This window comes from Caenispirillum bisanense, from assembly GCF_900230255.1.
In the GTDB taxonomy this organism is placed as follows: domain Bacteria; phylum Pseudomonadota; class Alphaproteobacteria; order Rhodospirillales; family Rhodospirillaceae; genus Caenispirillum; species Caenispirillum bisanense_A.
Map to the genome: position 1 here is coordinate 271,404 of NZ_OCNJ01000008.1, position 20,335 is coordinate 291,738.

The 20,335-nt window shown below is 70.4% G+C and carries 18 protein-coding genes; 14 read left to right on the forward strand and 4 right to left on the reverse strand.

Features of this window, described 5'->3' with window-relative positions; translation table 11 throughout:
* Nucleotides 1-2: 2 nt before the first annotated feature.
* Nucleotides 3-395: a YraN family protein gene (locus CRP50_RS18305; RefSeq protein WP_097280624.1), complete on the reverse strand. Its 393-nt coding sequence runs from the start codon at nt 393-395 to the stop codon at nt 3-5.
* A complete protein-coding gene (gene rsmI, locus CRP50_RS18310; RefSeq protein ID WP_097280625.1) occupies nt 392-1,258 on the reverse strand; it encodes a 16S rRNA (cytidine(1402)-2'-O)-methyltransferase in 867 nt (288 codons plus the stop codon). The genes CRP50_RS18305 and rsmI overlap by 4 nt, the downstream gene beginning before the upstream one ends.
* A 167-nt stretch (nt 1,259-1,425) precedes the next feature.
* Here rsmI and CRP50_RS18315 point away from each other — a divergent pair, with 167 nt between their 5' ends.
* From CRP50_RS18315 to CRP50_RS18330, 3 genes are all read left to right on the forward strand, one after another.
* Entirely contained in the window at nt 1,426-2,523 is a 1,098-nt protein-coding gene (locus tag CRP50_RS18315; protein ID WP_097280626.1) for a penicillin-binding protein activator, read from the forward strand.
* Entirely contained in the window at nt 2,520-3,896 is a 1,377-nt protein-coding gene (locus CRP50_RS25250) for a gamma-glutamyltransferase (RefSeq protein ID WP_176525251.1), read from the forward strand. The genes CRP50_RS18315 and CRP50_RS25250 overlap by 4 nt, the downstream gene beginning before the upstream one ends.
* 100 nt (nt 3,897-3,996) lie before the next feature.
* Entirely contained in the window at nt 3,997-5,466 is a 1,470-nt protein-coding gene (locus CRP50_RS18330) for a mannose-1-phosphate guanylyltransferase/mannose-6-phosphate isomerase (RefSeq protein ID WP_097280628.1), read from the forward strand.
* 6 nt (nt 5,467-5,472) lie between these two features.
* On the opposite strand, the gene CRP50_RS18335 is transcribed toward CRP50_RS18330, so the two are convergent.
* Nucleotides 5,473-10,563, reverse strand: a complete 5,091-nt coding sequence (locus CRP50_RS18335) for a FecR domain-containing protein (RefSeq protein ID WP_097280629.1) — start codon at nt 10,561-10,563, stop codon at nt 5,473-5,475.
* 216 nt (nt 10,564-10,779) lie between these two features.
* Here CRP50_RS18335 and CRP50_RS18340 point away from each other — a divergent pair, with 216 nt between their 5' ends.
* The 5 genes from CRP50_RS18340 (at nt 10,780) to CRP50_RS18360 (ending at nt 14,422) form a co-directional block, all read left to right on the forward strand.
* Complete coding sequence (locus CRP50_RS18340; protein ID WP_097280674.1) at nt 10,780-12,018, forward strand: glycosyltransferase family 4 protein; 1,239 nt, start codon at nt 10,780-10,782, stop codon at nt 12,016-12,018.
* Nucleotides 12,019-12,104: 86 nt separating this feature from the next.
* Nucleotides 12,105-12,695: a malonic semialdehyde reductase gene (locus tag CRP50_RS18345; RefSeq protein WP_245913524.1), complete on the forward strand. Its 591-nt coding sequence runs from the start codon at nt 12,105-12,107 to the stop codon at nt 12,693-12,695.
* Nucleotides 12,696-12,709: 14 nt separating this feature from the next.
* Nucleotides 12,710-13,264, forward strand: a complete 555-nt coding sequence (ddpX, locus tag CRP50_RS18350) for a D-alanyl-D-alanine dipeptidase (protein WP_097280631.1) — start codon at nt 12,710-12,712, stop codon at nt 13,262-13,264.
* A gap of 1 nt (nt 13,265) precedes the next feature.
* Complete coding sequence (gene tsaB, locus CRP50_RS18355) at nt 13,266-13,946, forward strand: tRNA (adenosine(37)-N6)-threonylcarbamoyltransferase complex dimerization subunit type 1 TsaB (protein ID WP_097280632.1); 681 nt, start codon at nt 13,266-13,268, stop codon at nt 13,944-13,946.
* Nucleotides 13,943-14,422, forward strand: coding sequence for a GNAT family N-acetyltransferase (locus CRP50_RS18360; RefSeq protein WP_245913525.1), 480 nt, complete (start codon nt 13,943-13,945; stop codon nt 14,420-14,422). Before tsaB ends, CRP50_RS18360 begins: the two co-directional genes overlap by 4 nt.
* Before the next feature lie 46 nt (nt 14,423-14,468).
* Here CRP50_RS18360 and CRP50_RS18365 read toward each other — a convergent pair whose 3' ends face one another.
* Nucleotides 14,469-14,720 carry a sulfurtransferase TusA family protein gene (locus tag CRP50_RS18365; protein ID WP_097280633.1) on the reverse strand — a complete coding sequence of 84 codons (252 nt, stop codon included), beginning with the start codon at nt 14,718-14,720 and terminating at the stop codon, nt 14,469-14,471.
* A gap of 102 nt (nt 14,721-14,822) precedes the next feature.
* Between CRP50_RS18365 and CRP50_RS18370 the strand changes: the two genes are divergently transcribed.
* The 6 genes from CRP50_RS18370 to CRP50_RS18395 all read left to right on the forward strand — a co-directional run bounded on the left by CRP50_RS18370 (nt 14,823) and on the right by CRP50_RS18395 (nt 20,335).
* Nucleotides 14,823-15,239 carry a MucR family transcriptional regulator gene (locus CRP50_RS18370; RefSeq protein WP_097280634.1) on the forward strand — a complete coding sequence of 139 codons (417 nt, stop codon included), beginning with the start codon at nt 14,823-14,825 and terminating at the stop codon, nt 15,237-15,239.
* A gap of 145 nt (nt 15,240-15,384) precedes the next feature.
* On the forward strand, nt 15,385-15,813 hold the full coding sequence (locus CRP50_RS18375) for a Fur family transcriptional regulator (RefSeq protein ID WP_097280635.1): 429 nt from the start codon (nt 15,385-15,387) through the stop codon (nt 15,811-15,813).
* 57 nt (nt 15,814-15,870) lie between these two features.
* The gene (locus CRP50_RS18380) at nt 15,871-16,665 is read left to right on the forward strand and encodes a GNAT family N-acetyltransferase (RefSeq protein ID WP_097280636.1); all 795 of its coding nucleotides are present in this window, start codon (nt 15,871-15,873) and stop codon (nt 16,663-16,665) included.
* 25 nt (nt 16,666-16,690) lie between these two features.
* Nucleotides 16,691-17,542 (forward strand): lysophospholipid acyltransferase family protein, encoded by an 852-nt coding sequence (locus CRP50_RS18385; protein ID WP_097280637.1) that lies wholly within the window; start codon nt 16,691-16,693, stop codon nt 17,540-17,542.
* A 379-nt stretch (nt 17,543-17,921) separates the two neighbouring features.
* A complete protein-coding gene (miaB, locus tag CRP50_RS18390; protein WP_097280638.1) occupies nt 17,922-19,325 on the forward strand; it encodes a tRNA (N6-isopentenyl adenosine(37)-C2)-methylthiotransferase MiaB in 1,404 nt (467 codons plus the stop codon).
* Nucleotides 19,322-20,335, forward strand: a complete 1,014-nt coding sequence (locus CRP50_RS18395; protein WP_097280676.1) for a PhoH family protein — start codon at nt 19,322-19,324, stop codon at nt 20,333-20,335. Before miaB ends, CRP50_RS18395 begins: the two co-directional genes overlap by 4 nt.

Below are 20,335 nucleotides of genomic sequence, written 5' to 3' on the forward strand. Positions count from 1 at the left end.
CCCTACCACCCCGGCCGCCAGGCGTCCTCCAGGTGGACGGGGGCGGTCAGGCGGCCGACCAGCATGACGTCGAAGCGGCAATCCAGGTCGGCCAGCTCCGGGTTGGCGGCCAGGAAGACCTCGGCGGCGCGAGCGATGCGCTGCTGCTGGCGGGGCGTCAGGCTTTCCGCCGCGTCGGTCTCCGTCTCGCGGGCCTTCACTTCTATGAAGGCGAGCACACGGCCCCGGCGCGCCACGATGTCGATTTCCCCCGCCCCCTGGCCGCGCGGCGGGCGGAAGCGGGTGGTGACGACGTTCCAGCCGCGCAGCCGCAACGCCAGCACGCAGGCCGCTTCCGCGGTGCGGCCGAGCTTCTCGGCCTCGCGCCGTTCCGTCGTCGGCCGCGGCCGGGTCATTGGCCGGCGATCTCCAGGGCGCGGGCGTAGACCTCGCGCTTCTTGCGGCCCGTGGCGGCGGCCACGGCGGCGGCGGCGTCGCGCACGCTGTCGCCGCGATCGAGCGCGGCGCGCAGCAGGGTGTCGAGGTCTTCCTCCGTCGCCGCGGCGGCGGCCGGCGGCGGGCCGACCACGATCACCACCTCGCCCTTGGGCGAGCCGGCGGCGGCGTAGTGGGTCGCCAGATCGGTCAGGCTGCCGCGGCGGGTTTCCTCGTAGAGCTTGGTGAGTTCGCGGCAGACGGCGGCCTCGCGCGTCGGCCCCAGCACCTCGGCCATGTCGGCCACGCTGTCGGGCAGGCGGCTCGGCCCTTCGTAGATGACCAGGGTCGCCTGTACGGCCGCCACCTCGGCCAGCCAGTCGCGCCGCGCCTTGGTCTTCTGGGGCGGGAAGCCGCAGAACAGGAAGCGGTCCGACGGCAGCCCCGCCACCACCAGCGCCGCCAGCGCCGCCGAGGCGCCGGGCAGCGGGATCACCGGCAGGCCTTCCTCCACCACCGCGCGCACCAGCTTGTAGCCGGGGTCGGAGACCAGCGGCGTGCCGGCGTCGGAAACGAGAGCCACCGCCTCGCCGTTCTTCATCCGGGAGATCAGCTTGGGGCGCATCGCCTCGGCGTTGTGTTCATGGTAGGGCACGAGCGGCGTGCGGATGCCGAGCTTCTGGCACAGGCCGCCGGTGACGCGCGTGTCCTCGCAGGCGATGACGGCGGCGTCGCGCAGGGTGTCGAGCGCCCGCAGCGTGATGTCGCCCAGGTTGCCGATGGGCGTGGCGACGACGTGAAGCCCCGGTGCGAGCGGCCGGCTTTCGCCTTCCCTTCGCCCCATTGCGCGACTAGGCTGTTGCCCCGTCGGCCCGGAGTCCAAGGAGGTTGCCCGTGCCCCGCGCGGATCGTCGTCGGAAGTTTCGTGTCCTGCCATCGCTCGCCGTCCTGGCGGTTGTTTCGCTGGTCGCCGCCTGTGCCCAGCAACCCATAGCACCCGAACAGCCGCGTGTGGAAGCGCCGCGGCCGGCGGAACCGGCTCCGCAGGCGCCGGTCGCCCAGGAACCGGCGCGCCCGGACCAGACCCGCGTCGCCATGCTGGTGCCGCTGACCGGCCCGGCGGCGTCGGCCGGCCAGGGCCTGCTCAACGCCGGCCAGATGGCGGTGTTCGACGTCGCCCAGGAAGACTTCATCCTGCAGCCCTACGACACCAAGGGCACCGCCGCCGGCGCCCGCGAGGCGGCGTCGCGCGCCGTGGCGGAAGGGGCGCAGCTCATCCTCGGCCCGCTGTTCGCCGAAAGCGTCCGCGCCATCGCGCCGCAGGCGCAGGCGGCGAACGTGAAGATCGTGTCGTTCTCCACCGACACGACGGTGTCCGGCAACGGCATCTACGTCATGGGCCTGCTGCTGACCGAACAGGCGCAGGCGCTGGTCAGCTTCGCCCGCACCCAGGGGCTGGAGCGCTTCGCCGTGCTGGCGCCGGCCTCCGATTACGGCCGCGCCATGGCCACCGCCTTCCGCGACGCCGCCGGCCAGGCCGGGGCGCAGGTGACGGCGGTGGAATACTACTCCCCCGGCGGTCCGCCCGACGAGGCGGTGAAGCGTCTGGCCCAGGCCGGCGGCTTCCAGGCCCTGCTGGTGCCCGAGCGGGCGCAGAAGCTGCGCGAGGTGGCGGCCATGCTGCCCTTCCACGGCATCCGCCCGGAACAGACGCAGGTGCTCGGCACCCTGCTGTGGGCCGACGACCGTGACCTCGGCCGCGAGCCGGCGCTGGTCGGCGCGTGGTATCCGGCGCCGTCGCCGCAGAGCCGCGACTACTTCACCACCCGCTTCCGCGAAGCCTACGGCACCGAGCCGCCGGCCATCGCCTCGCTCGGCTACGACGCCGCGGCGCTGGCCGCCGTGCTGGCCTCGCGCAGCCAGGACGCCACGCCCTTCGACGACGGCGACCTGACCAACGCCAACGGCTTCATGGGCGTCGACGGCCTGTTCCGGCTGGAGCGCGGCGGTCTGGTGGACCGCACCTTCGCCATCATGCGGGTGACCCCGAACGGCACCGAGCTGATTGCCCCGGCGCCCGACGCCTTCACGCCGCGCGTCGGATCGTGACCGGCGCCGTGCTCGCCCCCTGCCCGGCCGCAGCCGCGGCGGGGAGCGCGATCCTGGCCGAGGGCGGCAGCGCCGCTGAAGCCCTGGTCGCCGCCGCCGCCGTCTGCGCCGTCACCCTGCCGCGGGACTGCGGCCTCGGCGGCGACGGCGTGTGGCTGCTCGCCGAGGGGGCCGACGCGCCGCCGGTGGTGATCGAATCCTTCGGCCGCGCCGCCGCCGGGGCGCCCGATGCCCTGGCGGGTCACGACTCCGTGCCGGTCGACGGGCCGCTGTCGGTGTTGACGCCGCCGGGTGCCGTCGCCTCGTGGGCCGCCGCGCTGGAGGCCCAGCCGGGCCGCCTGCCGCTCGCCCGCCTGCTGGAGCCGGCGACGGCCGCCGCCGAGGGGGCGCTGAAGGCGACGCTGGAACGGCTGGCGACGGCCGGCCTCGACGATCTCTACCGCGGCGACCTGGCGCAGGTGCTGGCCGCCGATCTCGCCGCTGCCGGTTCGCCGGTCGCGGTGGCCGATCTCGCCGATCACCGGGCGGAGCGGCGCGCGCCCCTGCGGCTGCCCCTGCGCACCGGCCTCGCCTATGCCGCGCCGCCGCCGAGCCAGGGGCTCGCCGTGCTCATGCTGCTCGGCCTGCTGGACCGGCTGGAGCTGGGGGCGCAGGCGGGCGGCTTCGACCATCTGCACAACCTGATCGAGGCCGCCAAGCAGGTCGCCCTGGTGCGCGACCCGGCGCTGGCCGAACCCGCCGCCATGACGCTGGACCCGGCGCAGATCCTGGCGCCGCGTTTCCTGGCCGAGCGGGCGAGCGACATCGTTCCCAATCTGGCGCTGCAGTGGCCGCTGCCCGCGGGCGGCGGCGATACCGTGTTCCTGGCCGCGGCGGACGCTGCCGGGCGGCTGGCCTGCACGCTGCAGAGCCTGGGCGCGGCGGGCGGCAGCGGCATGGTGTCGCCGGCCACCGGCATCGTGCTGCACAACCGGGGGGCGGCCTTCGTCCTCGACCCCGCCAGCCCGCGCGCCCTGGCTGCCGGGCGGCGGCCCTATCACACGCTGGCGCCGCTGCTGCTGCGCCTGAAGGACGGCCGCACGCTGCTGGCCGGAACCGCGGGCGGCGACGCCCAGCCGCAGATCCTGGGGCAGATCCTCAGCCGCCACCTGCGCTTCGGCGAGCCGCTGGCCGCCGCCCTCGCCGCCCCGCGCCTGCGGCTGGCCGAGGCGGTGGCGGCGGAACCGGGGCTCGATCCCCGTGTGGTGGACGGCCTGCGCGCCGCCGGTCATGCGGTGGAGGCGGCGGCGGAGGCCATCGGTGCGGCCGGCGTGCTGGCGGTGGCGGCCGACGGCGGCGTCACGATTGCCGGCGACCCCCGTCTTTCGCCGTAAGCCGCCCAGCGGCCGCCCTGCCGCTCCTGCGTCTTTGAGGCGGCGGCGGCGGGCGGCCTAGCATGGGCGTTCTCCTGTCCCCCGGACCAGAGGACGCGCCATGCCCGCTTCTGCCCCCATCCCGACCTCGTCCATCGTGCCGGTGATCCTGTCGGGCGGCAACGGCACGCGGCTGTGGCCGCTGTCGCGCGAGACCTACCCGAAGCAGCTACTGCCGCTGGTGGGGCCGGAGAGCATGCTGCAGCAGACCGCCCGCCGCGCCGCCGCCATCGCGCCGCCGCTGGTGGTGTGCAGCGACGCCCACCGCTTCCTCATCGCCGAGCAGCTGCGCCAGGCCGGCACGCCGCCTGCCGCCCTGGTGATCGAGCCGGTGGGGCGCAACACCGCGCCGGCCGTCGCCTGCGCCGCCCTCATGGCGGTGGAGCGCGACCCGCAGGCGCGGCTGCTGGTCATGCCGTCGGACCACCGCGTGCGCGACGGCGCCGCCTTCGCCCGGGCGGTGGAGCAGGCGGCGGCGACGCCGGCCGACCTGGTGTGCTTCGGCGTGCCGGCGACGCGGCCGCACACCGGCTACGGCTACATCGAACTGGGCGAGCCGGTGGGCGAGGCCGGGGCGCGGCGTATCGTCCGCTTCACGGAAAAGCCCGACATGGCGACGGCGGAGTCCTTCGTCGCCGGCGGCCGCCACGCCTGGAACGCCGGCATCTTCCTGTTCCGCGCCGGCCGTATCCTCGACGAACTGGCCGCCCGGCGGCCGGAAATGCTCGACCTGTGCCGCGCCGCCGTGGCGCAGGCGCGGGTGGACCTGGACTTCGTGCGCCTCGCGCCCGAGCCCTTCACGGCCATCACCGGCGAGAGCATCGACTACGCCGTGATGGAACACGTGGACGATGCCGCCGTGGTGGCGCTCGACGCCGGCTGGTCCGACATCGGCTCGTGGTCGGCCTTGCACGAGGAAAGCGACCAGGACCCGAGCGGCAACACCCTGGTCGGCGACGTGCTCGCCATCGACTGCCGCGACAGCTACGTGCGGTCGGAAAAGCCGCTGGTGGCGACGGTCGGGCTGGCGGGGGTGACGGTCATCGCCACCGACGACGCCGTGCTGGTGGCCGACGCCAGCCGCGACCAGGAGGTCAAGGCGGTGGTGGCGCTGCTGCAGGCGCAGGGGCGCAAGGAAGCCGCCGCCCACAGCCGCGTCCACCGTCCGTGGGGCTGGTTCCAGAGCATCGACGCCGGCCCGCGCTATCAGGTGAAGCACATCCTGGTGAAGCCGGGCGAGAGCATCTCGCTGCAGATGCACCATCACCGCAGCGAGCATTGGGTGGTGGTGGAAGGCACGGCGGAGGTGACGCGCGGCGACGACGTCTTCCTCGTGCGCGAGAACGAGAGCACCTACATCAAGGCCGGCGTCGTCCACCGCCTGCACAACCCCGGCCGCCTGCCGCTGCGCCTCATCGAGGTGCAGTCGGGCGCCTATCTCGGTGAGGACGACATCGTCCGCCTGGAAGACGCCTACGGCCGCCTGCCGCCGGGGCTGGTGCGCCCGGCGGCGGCGGAGGTGGGAGAGTAGGACCCCTCAGAGGCCGTTGGCGACGCTGATGGTGATGTCGCTGTCGATGTGGATGGTCTTGCCGTTGGTGTTTTCGTAGGCCGTGTAGCCGCTGAAGCTGCTGGTGGTCAGGGACCATTCCGGTCCCGAATAGTTAACCAGCTGCAAGCTGTCGCCGGCCTGGCCGTCGATCACCAGATCCGTCTCCGCATCCATCATGTGGGCGATCGAGCCGCCGGTGATAGCGGTGAGTCCGACGTCCGCAGTCGGGTCCAGCACGATGCGGTGCAGTCCCGTGACGGCACTGCCGCTGAACGACAACATGCTCATGCTCGTGGAGGACCCCGCCTCGATCTGCAGGAAGGCCGCGGCGTCAGACAGGTCCACCGTGCCGCCGCCGTCGAAACCCGACCAGCCGGCGGCAATGGCGATGCCGCCGCCGTTGATGTCGAGCGTCGCCCCATTCCCGACGGTGACCGTCGGCACGAAATAGGGGCCGGGCGCGTTGCCGGAGGTCGCGGTAAGGTCGAGGAAGGCACCGTTGGACAGATTGAGCGTGGTGTCGTTGTAGACCGCCATGCTGGAGTCGTCGTCCATGGACAGGCGGAGCTGGATGTCGTGGGCGGCGTTCACGGTCACGGAGCCCGTATCGACCCCGTATTGGTCGCCGACGGTCAGGTAGGACACGCGGCTGGTATAGCCCGTATCGGTCAGCGACAGGGTGATGTCGGCCGCCGTCGGGCGCAGGTCGAGCTCGATGAGGCCGACGTAGCGCGCCGCGAGCGAGGTCGCCGCCGTTTCGGCGGTTACGGAGAGGCTGGCGGAATAGGACTCGGTGTTGCCCGCGACGGAGCCGAGGGTCGAGGACCCGTCGGTGACGACGGTGGCAGCCCCGTCCATCCACAGGTTCAGGCCGGTATTGGACAGCGAGGCACCGTCGAGGGACGCCGCAGCACCGTCGAGCGTGATGGTGCCGCTGCCGGCGATGGCGCCGCCGGTGACGCTCAGCCCGTTGGTGATGGTCATGCCGCCGCCGAGCGTCAGCGTACCGGCGGAGACGTCGAGGGAGTCGAGGACCGACCCGCCCGCCGACAATGTGATCTGGCCGCCGGCCAGGCGAACCACGCCGGACCCGTCACCGTCGAAGGTGGAGGCCTTCAGATGGCTGCCCGCCACCACTTCCAGGCCGGCCATGGCGTCGAGGTTCACCGTGCCGTAGGTGGGGCCGATGCCGCCCTCATCGTACTGCACCTGGGCGCCGGTGATGGTCGGGTTGTCGCCGGGGCCGGGCTGGGCGCCCCAGTTGCCGCCGTTGGACCACAGCCCTTCGTAGGGGCCGGTCCACTGAGGCGTCGAAGGCAATAGCCCGAAGTTATTGCGAGTGATTCCGCCCTCGATGTAGATCTTCTGCCCCCCACCATTCTGGAACTTGAGGTAGCTGTGGCGGCCGGCGCTCACGACACCGTAGTAGGACCAGTCGCCGTCGGTGGTGCTGACGGTGTCGTTGCCGTCGCCGGTGATGTAGATCTCGGAGAGGAGGGCATCGCCCATTGCCGCCGCGGTAATGGCGAATGACATGGCGGCCTGATCGTCGAGCGCGACGCCTTCGAACTCGCGGCCCGCGAAAGTGAAGCCGTACGACGACGCCATGGACTCGAAGGCTGTAAGCGAATAGGTGGCCGTCTGGCCGCGCAGGCCGACGAAGTCGATGTAGCCGACGCCGCCGTTTATGGTTCCGTTGCCCTGCCACATGATGACGTCGTCGCCATCGCCGCCGTAGACCACGTCGGTGCCGTCACCGACCAGGGTGTCGTCGCCGCTGCCGCCAACGAGCGAGTCGACGCCATCGCCGCCGACCAGCGAGTCGTGGCCGTCGCCGCCCCACAGCGTGTCGTCGCCGAGGCCGCCGATCAGGGTATCGTCGCCGTCTCCACCGATCAAAATGTCGGCAGATGCGTCACCCGACATACTTTCGTTGGCGCCGGAGCCGATCAGAAAATCACTTCCTGCCGTTCCTAGCGCACCGCCGGCGCTACGTGTAACGGTGTAAGTGGTCCCTCCGTATTCAAAGTAATCTAGGACACCGCTGACCGATGCTACGCCATTGGCGCCAAAACCAAAGACCAAAGTATTATTATAATCGACGTCAAAATCAATCAGCGTTCCTGCATTTATCACAATTGTATTGCTTCCGCTCATATCGCGGATGAGGTCCTGACCAAATATTCCGTCAAAAATATATTGGTCATCACCTAGGCCGCCCGCCAGATAGTCGTTCCCGCTTCCGGCGTGAATGACGTCGTTGCCGGCATTCCCGAATATGGCATCGTCACCAGCGTCACCATCGAGCGTATCAGCGCCAGCTGTGCCAACGACAACGTCATTATCTGAAGTACCAGTCGAATAGAAAACGACAGAGCTGATGGTCGTTGAGAAATGTGAGAACACGAAGTTCTCGATCTTTCCAACGCCGAAGTAATTCTCCACAGTGATAGAGCCGTATCCGCCGCTATCGATCAGTAGGTCCCGGTTTACAATCTCAAAACTAGTTGGGGCGGATTCAATTCCGCTGGGCAGCTCTATTGTGTCTGTATGGTTGACAAAAACGCTTCCGAAAGCGCTAGGCGCCGTGTCGAAAGAAGAAAAGTCATAACCTGCTTCAAAATCTATAGTAAGACCATTCGTTTCGTCCCAGGAGGCACTCTGGACAGCCGACAGAGCCTGAATTGCAGCGGCGGAGGCAGACAGATTAGTAGGATCGACGTTCAGTATCTGGGCTGTTGTGATGTCTGTGTGCGCCGGGCCAGTAAAGTATGTGAGAACAAAATCATTGTCCGTTACATCCGTTACAGACCCCAAGGTGAACCTGTCCGCGGCAATCCGGTACGTGCCTGAGGATCCGTCTATTCCGTCGTCGTCTGCGATTCGATCACTTCCCCAAGCCGCTTCCGGATAATCGTAGACGTAAACGTCGCTTCCCCCGCCACCTTTCAAGGTGTCGTTCCCACCCAGGCCGACCAGCGTGTCGTTGCCGCCGCCGGCATCGAACGTGTTGGCGGCGCTGTTGCCGAACAACGAATCGTCGCCGCTGCCGGAGCGGATGTGTTCGAAGCCGAGCAGGGTGTCGTAGTCGACGTCGGCGCCATAGGCCGTGCCGTAGTTGGTGCCGTAACCGTCGGTCAGCGTCACGGTCACGCCGCTGACGGCGCTGGTGTAGATGAGCCAGTCGTCGGCGCTGTCGTCGGTGGTGGTGCTGCCGCCGTAATAGACATCGTAGCCGGCGCCCGAACCGCCGACCACGCTGTCGCCGCCCGAGCCGCCGTAGACGGTGTCGTTGCCATCGCCGCCGGTCAGGCTGTCGTCGCCGCCGCCGCCGTCGATGTAGTCACCGGCCGCGCCGCCGGTCACCGAATCCGAGCTGGACGAGCCGAACAGGGCCTGCGGCGTGGTGGCCGACGAGAAATCGGCCACGCCGCCGGTGAGCGTGGTTTGCGTGAAGCCGGCGAAGGGGTCGCTCGGGGTGTGGCCACCGCCGCCGCCACCGCCACCGCCGCCACCACCGTCCGTGCCGCCGTCCAGGTCGTCGTCGCCGTCGTCGCCGTCCAGGTCGTCGTCGCCGTCGTCGCCGCCCAGGTCGTCGTCGCCATCGTCGCCGCCGAGGCCGTCGTCGCCGTCCCCGCCACCGAAGTCGTCGTCGTCGTCCCCGCCGAGGTCGCCGTCGCCGAAGTCGTCGTCGTCGGGAAGCTGGCCGATCTGGTCGTCGTCATCCAGGTCGTCGTCGCCGAAGTCGAAGTCGTCGTCGTCGTCGTTCCCGACGTCGTCGTCCCCGAGCCCCAGTCCCAGTTCCACGTCGTCGTCGCCGGCGTCCCCGCCGCCCGCCAGCAGATCGGCCACCGCCTGGGTCAGCAGGGTCTGCAACTTGGGCGGCAGCGAGCCGGCGCCGGTGTCGCTGCCCGGCGGCGCCGGCGGCAGGCCGACGGCGGCGCGCAGCTCGTTGGAGCGCAGCACCGTGCGGATCACCGAGGCGGCGGCGATCTGCGTCGGATCGGGGCCCTCGCCCTCGGGGCCCGTGTCGGCGGCCGGGTCCTGCTCGTCGGGCGCCTCGCCCTGCACGGCGTCGTCGAAGCTCGGCACCGTGCCCTGGGGCAGCTGGCTCAGGCTGGTGCGGATGGACGGGTCGTTGAAGAACTCGGCGGTGACGGTGAATTCGCTCACCTGGCCCTGCTGGCCGCCGTCGGTGCCGAAGTCGCCGCCGGAGAACTGGACGATGCGGAAGCCGGTGTTCACCTGGTTGATGGTCTGCGTCACGCCGTTGAAGGCGCGCACCACGATCTCGCCGCTGTCGAGCAGCGCCACTTCGATCTGGCTGTCGGCTTCGCCGTCGCCGTCGGTATCGAAGGCGCCCACCTTCACCACGCCCTTGGTGCCGCGGATGCCGATGGTGGCCACCGGCGTCTTCACGGTCATGGCGTCGGGACCCGACTTGGCGATCTGGCCCGACACGAAGGAGAAGGCGCCCGACACCAGCGAGAACGAGCTCTCGCCCGAGCCGCTGTCGGGGTCGTAGATCATTTCGTCCAGCACCAGCCGGCCGCTGCTGCCGAGCGACATTTCGGTATTGTCGACGAAGGTGACGCCGACGGCGCCATCGGACGCCGTCTCGATGATGTCGCCCTGGAACACCTGGTCGCCGGAGGCCAGCTGCACCCGCGTGCCGTCGGCGCGCTGAGCGAAGACGATGCCGGTCAGCTTGGTGACGGTGCCGATGGCCTCGGCGCCCTGCGCCAGCTGCGCCCCGTCGACCGTCGCCTGCGCCACCTGGGCCGGGGCGCGCGGACCGGCCAGCGCCGTCACCAGCGGCCCGTCGAGCTGCAGTCCGGCCGGGCCGGCGATGGTCGGCGCCGTCTGGTGGGTGAAATAGTCGGTGATCAGCACGCCCTGCCCGTCGGCGCCGCGGATCAGCAGGTCGGGGCCGAGGCGTACGTAGCGCCCGGTCAGCAGCAAGCCGGCGTCGGCGATGGCGAGTCCCTCGCCGCCGTGCCCGTCGATGACCGTCAGGCCGTCCGTGTCGATGCCGTCGAAACCCGCAGCGGCGGCGCCCGCGCGCATGATCCCCATGAGTGATCCCCCTTACTCGGCAATCCGCCTTCCGGTTGGGTGGCAGACGCACGGCACCACCTTCGATCCCTCCCTCGCCTCTGTCAAGTACATGCACGAAAAGTATGACCATGGGCAGGGGCGCGGCAGAACCGTCGCCCGCCGCCGCCGTTGACGCTGGCGACGGCGGGCGACATTGTCGTCCATCGATCGTGTCGCAGCGCCGGGATGGCCGCCTTGAACGTCCTGTTCGTCCACCAGAACTGCCCGGGGCAGTTCAAGCACCTGGCCCTGCACCTGGGGCGCGACCCGGCCAACCGGGTGGTCTTCGTCACGCAGCCCAACGCCGCCCGGCTGCCGGGGGTGACGCGCGTCGACTACCAGCCGGCCCGCAAGCCGGGGGCGCAGACCCACGCCTACCTGCGCGACACCGAGGCGAGCGTGCTGAACGCCCAGGCCGTGGTGCGCAAGTGCGTGGAGCTGAAGGCGCAAGGTTTCGTTCCCGACGTCATCGTCGGCCACAACGGCTGGGGCGAGACGCTTTATGTGAAGGACGTGTGGCCCGACCGGCCGCTGTTGTCCTATTTCGAGTTCTATTACCGCACGCACGGCGCCGACCTCGGCTTCGACCCCGAGTTCCCGTCGGCCGCCGACGACCTCTTGCGGGCGCGCACCCGCAACGCCGTCAACCTGCTCGGCCTCGCCGGCTGCGACGCCGGCATCACGCCCACGGAATGGCAGCGCAGCCGCTACCCCGAGCAGTGGCAGGACTTCCTGACCGTGCTGCACGAGGGGGTGGATACCGACCTGGTGCGCCCCGACCCCGACGCCACCATCACCCTCGGCCGCGACGGCCTCGTCCTGTCGCGGGCCGACGAGGTCATCACCTTCTCGGTGCGCAACCTGGAGCCCTACCGCGGCTTCCACGTCTTCATGCGGGCCCTGCCGGAGATCCAGCGGCGGCGGCCGAACGCGCGCATCGTGGTGGTCGGCGGCGACGAGGTGTCCTACGGCCGCCGGCCGCCCGACGGCGTCACCTGGCGCCGCCGGCTGCTGAAGGAACTGGCGGGGCAGTTGGACATGCGGCGCATCCACTTCCTCGGCCGCATCCCCTACGCCGGCTATCTGCGGGTGCTGCGGGTCAGCCAGGCGCACGTCTACCTGACCTATCCCTTCGTCCTCAGCTGGTCCATGCTGGAAGCCATGAGCGCCGGCTGCCTGGTCATCGGTTCCGCGACGCCGCCGGTGCAGGAGGTGATCGAGGACGGCCGCAACGGCCTGCTGGTCGACTTCTTCGACGGCGCCGGCCTGGCCGACCGCATCGACGCCGTCTTCGCCCACCCCGACCGCATGGCCGACCTGCGGGCAGCGGCGCGGCGGACCGTGGTCGAGCGTTACGACCTGAAGACCCGCACCCTGCCCGCCTACCTGCGCCTGCTCGATCACTGGGCGAAGGCCGGCGGCCGCCCGCTCTGATGCCGCCGCCGCCCTGCCCTGCCTTGCATCGGCGGCGCGGGGCGGCGATTTTAGGGGCGCCCTCGCCAACCACAGGAGACCGGACCGTGCGACAGCCCCTGCCCGACGCGGCCCTCGACCAGCTTTTCCGCACCGCCCGCACGCACTGGCACTGGACCGACCGGCCGGTGAGCGACGAGACGCTGCGCGCCCTCTACGACCTGTGGAAGCTCGGCCCCACCAGCGCCAACAGCTCGCCGGCGCGGGTGACCTTCGTGCGCTCGCGCGAGGCCAAGGAGAAGCTGGCCGAGTGCATGGCCGGCGGCAACCGCGAGCAGACCCTGGCGGCGCCCGTGACGGCCATCGTCGGCTATTCGCCCACCTTCTATGAAGAGCTGCCGCGCCTCTATCCGCACGACGACGCCCGCTCGTGGTTCGCCGGCAACCCGCCGCTCATCGAGGAGACGGCCTTCCGCAACTCCACCCTGCAGGGCGCCTACCTCATGCTGGCGGCGCGGTCGCTCGGCCTCGACTGCGGGCCCATGAGCGGCTTCGACCGCAGCCTGTGCGACGCGCTGTTCTTCGAGGACGGCGACGTCAGATCCAACTTCCTCGTCAACCTGGGCTATGGTGACGAGACGAAGCTGCTGCCGCGCGACCCGCGGCTCGACTTCGCCGACGCCTGTTCCATCGTGTGAGCCGCCCCGATCCCATGCTGACCGAAATCACCGCCGACGGGTTCGGCGTCGACCTCGACATCGTCTACGCCACCGACCGCAACTTCACCGGCCGGCCCGTCTACGCCCGGCCGGCCTGCTTCCTCAACCCGGAAGCGGCGGACAAGCTGGCCAAGGCGCGCGACCTCGCCGCCGCCGTCGGCCTGACCTTGCGCATCTTCGACGCCTTCCGTCCGGCCGAGGCGCAGTGGAAGCTGTGGCACCACACGCCCGACGCCACCTTCCTGGCCGACCCGCGCCGCGGCTCGCCCCATTCCATGGGGGCGGCGGTCGACCTGACGCTGCTCGACCGCGAGAGCGGGCAGGAACTGGACATGGGCACGGGCTTCGACGCCATGACGCCGCTGTCCTTCCACGCCAGCACCGAGGTTTCGACGGCGGCGCAGAAGAACCGCTTCACCCTGCTCGGCATCATGTCGGCGGCGGGCTTCGACTTCTATTCGGCGGAATGGTGGCATTACCAGCTGTTCAATGCCCGCGCCCGCTACCCCGTGCTGAGCGACGCCGCCGCCGGCACGCGGATGATGTGACATGCTGATCCTCGCCCTCGATACCGCCATGGCCGCCTGCGCGGTCTGCGTCTGGCGCGACGGCACCGTCCTCGCCGCCCGCCGCGACGCCATGAGCCGCGGCCAGGCGGAGGCGCTGGTGCCCATGGTGCAGGCGGTGATGGCCGAGGCCGGGGTGGCGTGGGGCGATCTCGACCGCATCGCCGTCACCGTCGGGCCGGGCAGCTTCACCGGCCTGCGCGTCGGCCTGTCGACGGCGCGCGCGCTCGGTCTGGCGGCGGGGAAGCCGGTGGTCGGCGTGACGACGACCGAGGTGCTCGCCGCCGCCGTGCCGCCCGAGGTGCGCGCCGGGCGGCGGGTGCTGGCGGCGGTGGACAGCAAGCGGGCGGACCTGTTCCTGCAGTGGTTCGACGCCGACCTGGCGCCGCTCGGCCCGCCGCAGTCGGCGGAGCCCGAGGCGGTGCGCGCCGACCTCGCCGCCGCGCCGGCCGTGGTGACGGGCGACGCCGCCGACCTGCTGGCGCCGCTGCCCGCCGGGGCGGAGGCCGTGGCGGCCGGGGCGCAGACGCCCGAGCCGGCGGTGCTGGCGGCCCTGGCGGCCGACCGGCCGCTGCCCGCGGCGCCGCCGCAGCCGCTCTACATCCGGCCGCCCGACGCGGCGCTGCCGGCCGGCGGTGGCCAGTTGCGGCCGTCGTCGCCATGATGTCGGACAGCGTCGAGCTGGTGGGGGTCGGCGTCGCCCATGCGCGCGTGCTGGGCCAGCTGCACGCCGGCGCCTTCGGGCGCGACGAGGCCTGGGGCGAGGGCGACTTCGCCCGCCTGTTCGACACGCCCGGCACCTTCGGCTGGGTCGCCCAGGTGGGCACCGGCGAGGGGCCGCAGCCGGTGGCGCTGGTGGTCGCCCGCGCCGTCGCCGACGAATCCGAGATCCTGACCATCGGCACCCTGCCGACGGCGCGCGGCCGCGGCATCGCCCGCGCCCTGCTGCGCGCGGCGGCGGCGGAGGCGGCGACCCGCGGGGCCGAGCGCCTGTTCCTCGAGGTGGCGGTCGACAACGTCGCCGCCACCGCGCTGTACCGCGCCGCCGGCTTCGCCGAGGTGGGGCGCCGCAAGGCCTATTACCGCCGGCCCGACGGCGGGCGCGTCGACGCCCTCGTGATGGCGCGCGCCGTCCGCTGACCCGGCGGGGCCGGGCGGTCTGCCCCGCGCCGGTCGCTGTGCCGTGTCAGCCGATCTTCTCGACCCGCAGGACGTGCACGCCCCCCTCGGATTCGCCCGGCGCCGGGCCGAGATCGAGGATGCGATGGCCCAGCTCGGTCAGGGACCGCGGCACGTTCCGCAAGGGTTCGTCGCCCTGCAGGCGGATCACCAGCACCTCTCCGGGTGCCATGCGCTCCACGGCCAGCTTGGCCTTCACGAATGTGATGGGGCAGACTTCTTGGGTAATATCCAGCTGGTGGTCTGATTTACTGGTCACCGCAGTATCCCATCTCTTGACGTTCTTTCGCGGAGCATTGCCAAGCTCCGAAGCTTCAATTATATGTGTCCAAGCCGTTCGAGAGAGAGGTATGGAACGCAAATGAGCGATGCAATAACCGAGAAGGAACTGCTGGAACTGACCTCGGACATCGTGGCCGCGCACGTCGGCAACAACACGGTGGCCATGGCCGACATCCCGCAGCTCATCAACGACATCCACCGCGCCCTGGCCGGCCTGGGCTCGGCCCCCGTGCCGACCGAGCGGCCGCAGCCTGCCGTTCCGGTGAAGAAGTCCGTGACCCCGGACTACATCATCTGCCTCGAGGACGGCAAGAAGCTGAAGATGCTCAAGCGCCACCTCAAGACGGCCTACAACATGTCGCCGGAAGAGTACCGCGAGCGCTGGGGCCTGCCCGCCGATTACCCCATGGTGGCGCCGAACTACGCCAAGCACCGCTCGTCCCTGGCCAAGAAGATCGGCCTCGGGACCAAGGCGCGTCGCCAGGGTGCCGCCTGATCCCGCGACCTCCGGTCACGCCGATTCGAGGCGTCGTCGTCAGGGGGAATGACCCCAGGCGGCGACGCCTTTTCATTTCCCGGTGGGCGGACTACACTCTGCCGCCAACCAGATGTTCAAGCAAAACCGGCGAGAGACGTTCCGTATGACATCGCGCATCGAGCAGCGCTGCATCGAAAAAGGCATGAAGATGACCGACCAGCGGCGCGTGATCGCCCGCGTGCTGTCGGAGGCGACCGATCATCCGGACGTCGAAGAGGTCTACCGCCGCGCCACGGAGGAAGACCCGCGCATCTCCATCGCCACCGTCTACCGCACGGTGCGGCTTCTGGAAGAGGCCGAGATCCTGGAGCGGCACGATTTCGGCGACGGCCGGGCGCGCTACGAGGAGGCGTCGGACGACCACCACGACCACCTCATCGACATCAATACGGGCACGGTGATCGAGTTCCATTCCGAGGAAATCGAGCGCATCCAGCGCGAGGTCGCCCGCCAGCACGGCTTCCGGTTGGTGGGGCATCGGCTGGAACTCTATGGCGTTCCCCTGAAGGACGATGATAAGAACGGCGCCTGAGACTGCGGGCACCGGCCGCCCGCGGGCGGCCCCGTCCAGCCACCATCGGGAAGTTCCATGACCTCTTTCGCAGCCCTGACCGCCGGCGACCACGAGATCCGCGTCGCCACCGACGATGCCGAGATCAGGGCGGCTCAGGCGCTCCGCTACCGCATCTTCTACGACGAGATGGGGGCGAAGCCGACGCCCGAGATGGCGGAGCTGAAGCGCGACTTCGACGAGTTCGACGCCCACTGCGACCACCTGCTGGTCATCGACCGCAGCCGCGGCTCCGGGCCGGAGGGTGTCATCGGCACCTACCGCCTCACCCGCCGCAGCCAGGCCGCCAAGGCGGGGCGGTTCTATACCTCCGACGAATACGACATCTCGCCCATCGTGAACTACCCGGGCGAGGTGATGGAACTGGGCCGGTCGTGCGTCGACGCCGCCTACCGCAGCAAGTCGACCATGCAGCTGCTGTGGCGCGGCATCGCCGCCTACGTGTTCCACCACGGCATCGACCTGATGTTCGGCTGCGCCTCGCTGCACGGCACCGACCCGGACAAGCTGGCGCTGCCGCTGTCCTACCTCCACCACAACCACCTGGCGCCGGAAGACCTGCGGCCAACGGCGCTGCCCGAGCGCTACACCGCCATGAACCTGATGCCGGCCGACCAGATCGACGTGAAGCGCGCCCTGGTCAGCCTGCCGCCGCTCATGAAGGGCTACCTGCGGCTCGGCGGATTCGTGGGCGACGGCGCGGTGGTCGACCACCAGTTCAACACCACCGACGTCTGCATCATCGTCAAGACCGACCTCGTGGCGGACAAGTATTACAAGCACTACGACCGCACCGCCCGCGAGCAGGACTGAGCGGCGGCCGGGGCGGGGACGGACGATGGGATCGCAGATCGGCGCCGCGGCGCGCCTCCTTCTCTTCGTCCTGTGGACGCTGCTGGTCATCCCGCCCTATGTGCTGACCATGGCGGTCGGCGGCCCCTTCCGCCGCTTCGCCCGGCTGTACTGGGCGGTGGTGGCGCGCATCACCAACACCCGCATCGTGGTGAAGGGCGCTCCGGCGACGGAACGGCCGCTGGTGATGGTGGCCAATCACACCAGCTACATGGACATCGTGGTGCTCGGCTCCATCGTCTGCGGCGCCTTCGTCGCCAAGTCGGAGGTGGCGAGCTGGCCCGGATTCGGCACCATCGCCAAGCTCGGCCGCACGGTCTTCGTCGACCGCAAGCGCACCGCCGCCGGTCGCCAGCGCGACGAACTGGTGCGCCGGCTGGTGAAGGACCGCGAGCCGCTCATCTTCTTCCCCGAGGGCACCTCCAACGACGGCAACCGCGTGCTGCCGTTCAAGACGACGCTGTTCAACGTGGCGGAAAAGCCCGTCGGCGGCGAAGTGGTGACGGTGCAGGCGGTGTCCATCGCCTATACCCGCGTCAACGGCCTGCCCATGGGCTGGGGCTGGCGGCCGTTCTATGCCTGGTACGGCGACATGGACCTGGCACCGCACCTGTGGACCCTGCTCGGCTTCGGCCGCTCGACGGTGGAGGTGGAATTCCACCCGCCGGTGCGCGCCGACCGCTTCGCCGGGCGCCGCGACATGGCGGTGTGGTGCGAGACGACGGTACGCAACGGCGTCGCCCGCGCCCTGTTCGGCCGCGACATCCCCGCCGACCCGCCCCTGCCGGAGCCGCAGCAGGTGGATGAGGCGAAGGTGGATGAGGCGAAGGCGGGGTGAGGGTCGGCCAGGTTACCACGGCGGGCGCCGGTGGAGCCGTGGATGGCCGGATCAAGTCCGGCCATGACAATTTTCTAGGATTTTCAACCATTTGTCATGCCCGGCCTCCGAGCCGGGCATCCACGGCGTGCACCGCGCCGGCCGTGCATGGCGGCGTCACCACGGCGGCCGCCGGTGGCGCCGTGGATGGCCGGATCAAGTCCGGCCATGACTATGGGGGTAAGGCGGGGAGCGCGCGACGCCCCTCCGCCCGTCCCCTTTCCCGTCGCTTAACTTGACTTTGACCCGCTGCCTGCTAACTCTCGTACTATGAAGCGGGGGAGCATGGGCGACGACGCCGCCCGATCGTGCAGCCAGCCGGAACGGTAAAAGCAAGTCCTTGAAAAAACACCTTTATATCAAGACCTACGGGTGTCAGATGAACGTCTACGACTCCGGTCGCATGGCGGATGTCCTGGCGCCCATCGGGTATGCCCCTGCCGAGGCGCCGGACGGCGCCGACATGGTCATCCTCAACACCTGCCACATCCGCGAGAAGGCCGCCGAGAAGGTCTTCTCGGAACTCGGCCGCCTGCGCGTCCTGAAGGACGAGAAGCGCGCCGCCGGCGGTGACCTGCTCATCGCCGTGGCCGGCTGCGTCGCCCAGGCCGAGGGCGAGGAGATCCTGGCGCGCGCGCCTTTCGTGGACATCGTGCTCGGGCCGCAGGCCTACCACAAGCTGCCGGAAATGGTCGCACAGGCCGAGCGCGCCGCCGCGACCGCCGCCGCCGAGGGCAAGCCCAAGGCCGGCCGCGGCATCCTCGACACCGACTTCCCGGCCGAGCCCAAGTTCGACTTCCTGCCGGCGCCGAGCGTCTCCGGCCCGGCCGCCTTCCTGTCCATCCAGGAAGGCTGCGACAAGTTCTGCACCTTCTGCGTCGTGCCCTATACCCGCGGCGCCGAATACTCGCGCCCGGTGGCGGCCATCGTCGCCGAAGCGCGCCAGATGGTGGCGGCGGGCGTGACCGAGATCACCCTGCTCGGCCAGAACGTCAACGCCTTCCACGGCGAGGGCGCCGACGGCACGGAATGGGGCCTCGGCCGCCTGTGCCGCGAACTGGGCGCCATCGACGGGCTGACGCGCATCCGCTACACCACCTCGCACCCGCGCGACGTGGACGACGACCTGGTGGCGGCGCACCGCGACGTGCCGGCGCTGATGCCGTTCATCCACCTGCCGGTGCAGTCGGGGTCGGACCGCATCCTGCGGGCCATGAACCGCGGCCACACCGCCGACCAGTACCGCACCATCGTCGACCGGCTGAAGGGCGCGCGCGACGACCTGGCGCTGTCGTCGGACTTCATCGTCGGCTTCCCCGGCGAGACCGACGCAGACTTCGCGGCGACGCTGAAGCTGGTGGAAGACGTCGGCTACATCCAGGCCTACAGCTTCAAGTACAGCCCGCGGCCCGGCACGCCGGCCGCCGGCATGCCCAATCAGGTGCCGGAAGCGGTCAAGGACGAACGGCTGGCCGCCCTTCAGGCGTTGCTCAACAATCAGCAGGCGGCGTTCAACCAGTCCTGCATCGGCCGCGAGATGGACGTGCTGCTCGACCGCGAGGGCCGTCACGCCGGGCAGCTGCTCGGCCGCAGCCCGTACATGCAGCCGGTGCACGCGACGGCGCCTGCGGCGTTGTTCGGCCGCGTGGCCCGGCTGCGGATCGTTTCCGCCGGGCCGCTGAGCCTGGGTGGTGAGCTGGTGGCGGCGGACCCGCCTTCCTCGAGCGAAAGGGCTTGCGCGTGACAGATACGGCGACGACCCGCGACGACAGGACCGAGATTACCGTTCAGTTCGACGACAACGGGTTGCTCCAGGTCCTGTTCGGGCCGGCCAACGCCAATCTGGACCGCATCGAGGAGCGGCTCGAGGTCTCCCTCGCCGCCGTCGGCAATACCGTGGTCATCCGCGGCGGCCGGGTCGGCGCCGAGGAGGCGGCGGCGGCGCTCGACACCCTCTACCGCCATGCCCGCCAGGGCCGCGACATCACCCAGGGCGAGGTCGACGCGGTCATCCGCATGAAGGGCGAGCAGGTCACCGGCGAAGCCGGCGGCGAGGACCTGACCATCCGCACCCGCAAGCGCCACGTCATCCCGCGCTCCAAGACGCAGGCCGACTACGTGCGCGTCATGCGCGGCAACGAGCTGGTGTTCGGCATGGGCCCGGCCGGCACCGGCAAGACCTACATGGCCGTCGCCCAGGCGGTGTCCATGAAGATCGCCGGCAAGGTCGACCGCCTGATCCTGTCGCGCCCGGCCGTGGAGGCGGGCGAGCGCCTCGGCTTCCTGCCCGGCGACATGCGCGAGAAGATCGACCCCTACCTGCGGCCGCTCTACGACGCGCTCTACGACATGATGCCGGGCGACCAGGTCATCAAGGAACTGGAGGCCGGCACCATCGAGGTGGCGCCGCTCGCCTTCATGCGCGGCCGTACGCTGTCCAACGCCTTCATCATCCTGGACGAGGCGCAGAACACCACGCCGACCCAGATGAAGATGTTCCTCACGCGCCTCGGCGAGAATTCGCGCATGGTCATCACCGGCGACCTGTCGCAGGTGGACCTGCCGCTCGGCGCCAAGTCGGGCCTGCGCGACGCGCTGGAAGTGCTGGACAGCCAGAAGGGCATCGGCTTCATCAACTTCACCCACCAGGACGTGGTGCGCCACGACCTGGTGACCCGCATCGTCACCGCCTACGACCAGCGCGACCGCGCCGGCGGGGCGCTGCCCACCCGTGACGCGGCGCCGCGCCGCTGA

What these genes read in the sequence shown, in the direction of transcription:
- CRP50_RS18305 (WP_097280624.1), bottom strand. Translation starts at nt 395, where the DNA reads ATGACCCGGCCGCGGCCGACGACGGAACGGCGCGAGGCCGAGAAGCTC.
- CRP50_RS18375 (WP_097280635.1), top strand. Translation starts at nt 15,385, where the DNA reads ATGACATCGCGCATCGAGCAGCGCTGCATCGAAAAAGGCATGAAGATG.
- CRP50_RS18360 (WP_245913525.1), top strand. Translation starts at nt 13,943, where the DNA reads ATGATGTCGGACAGCGTCGAGCTGGTGGGGGTCGGCGTCGCCCATGCG.
- rsmI (WP_097280625.1), bottom strand. Translation starts at nt 1,258, where the DNA reads ATGGGGCGAAGGGAAGGCGAAAGCCGGCCGCTCGCACCGGGGCTTCAC.
- CRP50_RS18370 (WP_097280634.1), top strand. Translation starts at nt 14,823, where the DNA reads ATGAGCGATGCAATAACCGAGAAGGAACTGCTGGAACTGACCTCGGAC.
- tsaB (WP_097280632.1), top strand. Translation starts at nt 13,266, where the DNA reads ATGCTGATCCTCGCCCTCGATACCGCCATGGCCGCCTGCGCGGTCTGC.
- CRP50_RS18385 (WP_097280637.1), top strand. Translation starts at nt 16,691, where the DNA reads ATGGGATCGCAGATCGGCGCCGCGGCGCGCCTCCTTCTCTTCGTCCTG.
- CRP50_RS18335 (WP_097280629.1), bottom strand. Translation starts at nt 10,563, where the DNA reads ATGGGGATCATGCGCGCGGGCGCCGCCGCTGCGGGTTTCGACGGCATC.
- CRP50_RS18380 (WP_097280636.1), top strand. Translation starts at nt 15,871, where the DNA reads ATGACCTCTTTCGCAGCCCTGACCGCCGGCGACCACGAGATCCGCGTC.
- CRP50_RS18330 (WP_097280628.1), top strand. Translation starts at nt 3,997, where the DNA reads ATGCCCGCTTCTGCCCCCATCCCGACCTCGTCCATCGTGCCGGTGATC.
- ddpX (WP_097280631.1), top strand. Translation starts at nt 12,710, where the DNA reads ATGCTGACCGAAATCACCGCCGACGGGTTCGGCGTCGACCTCGACATC.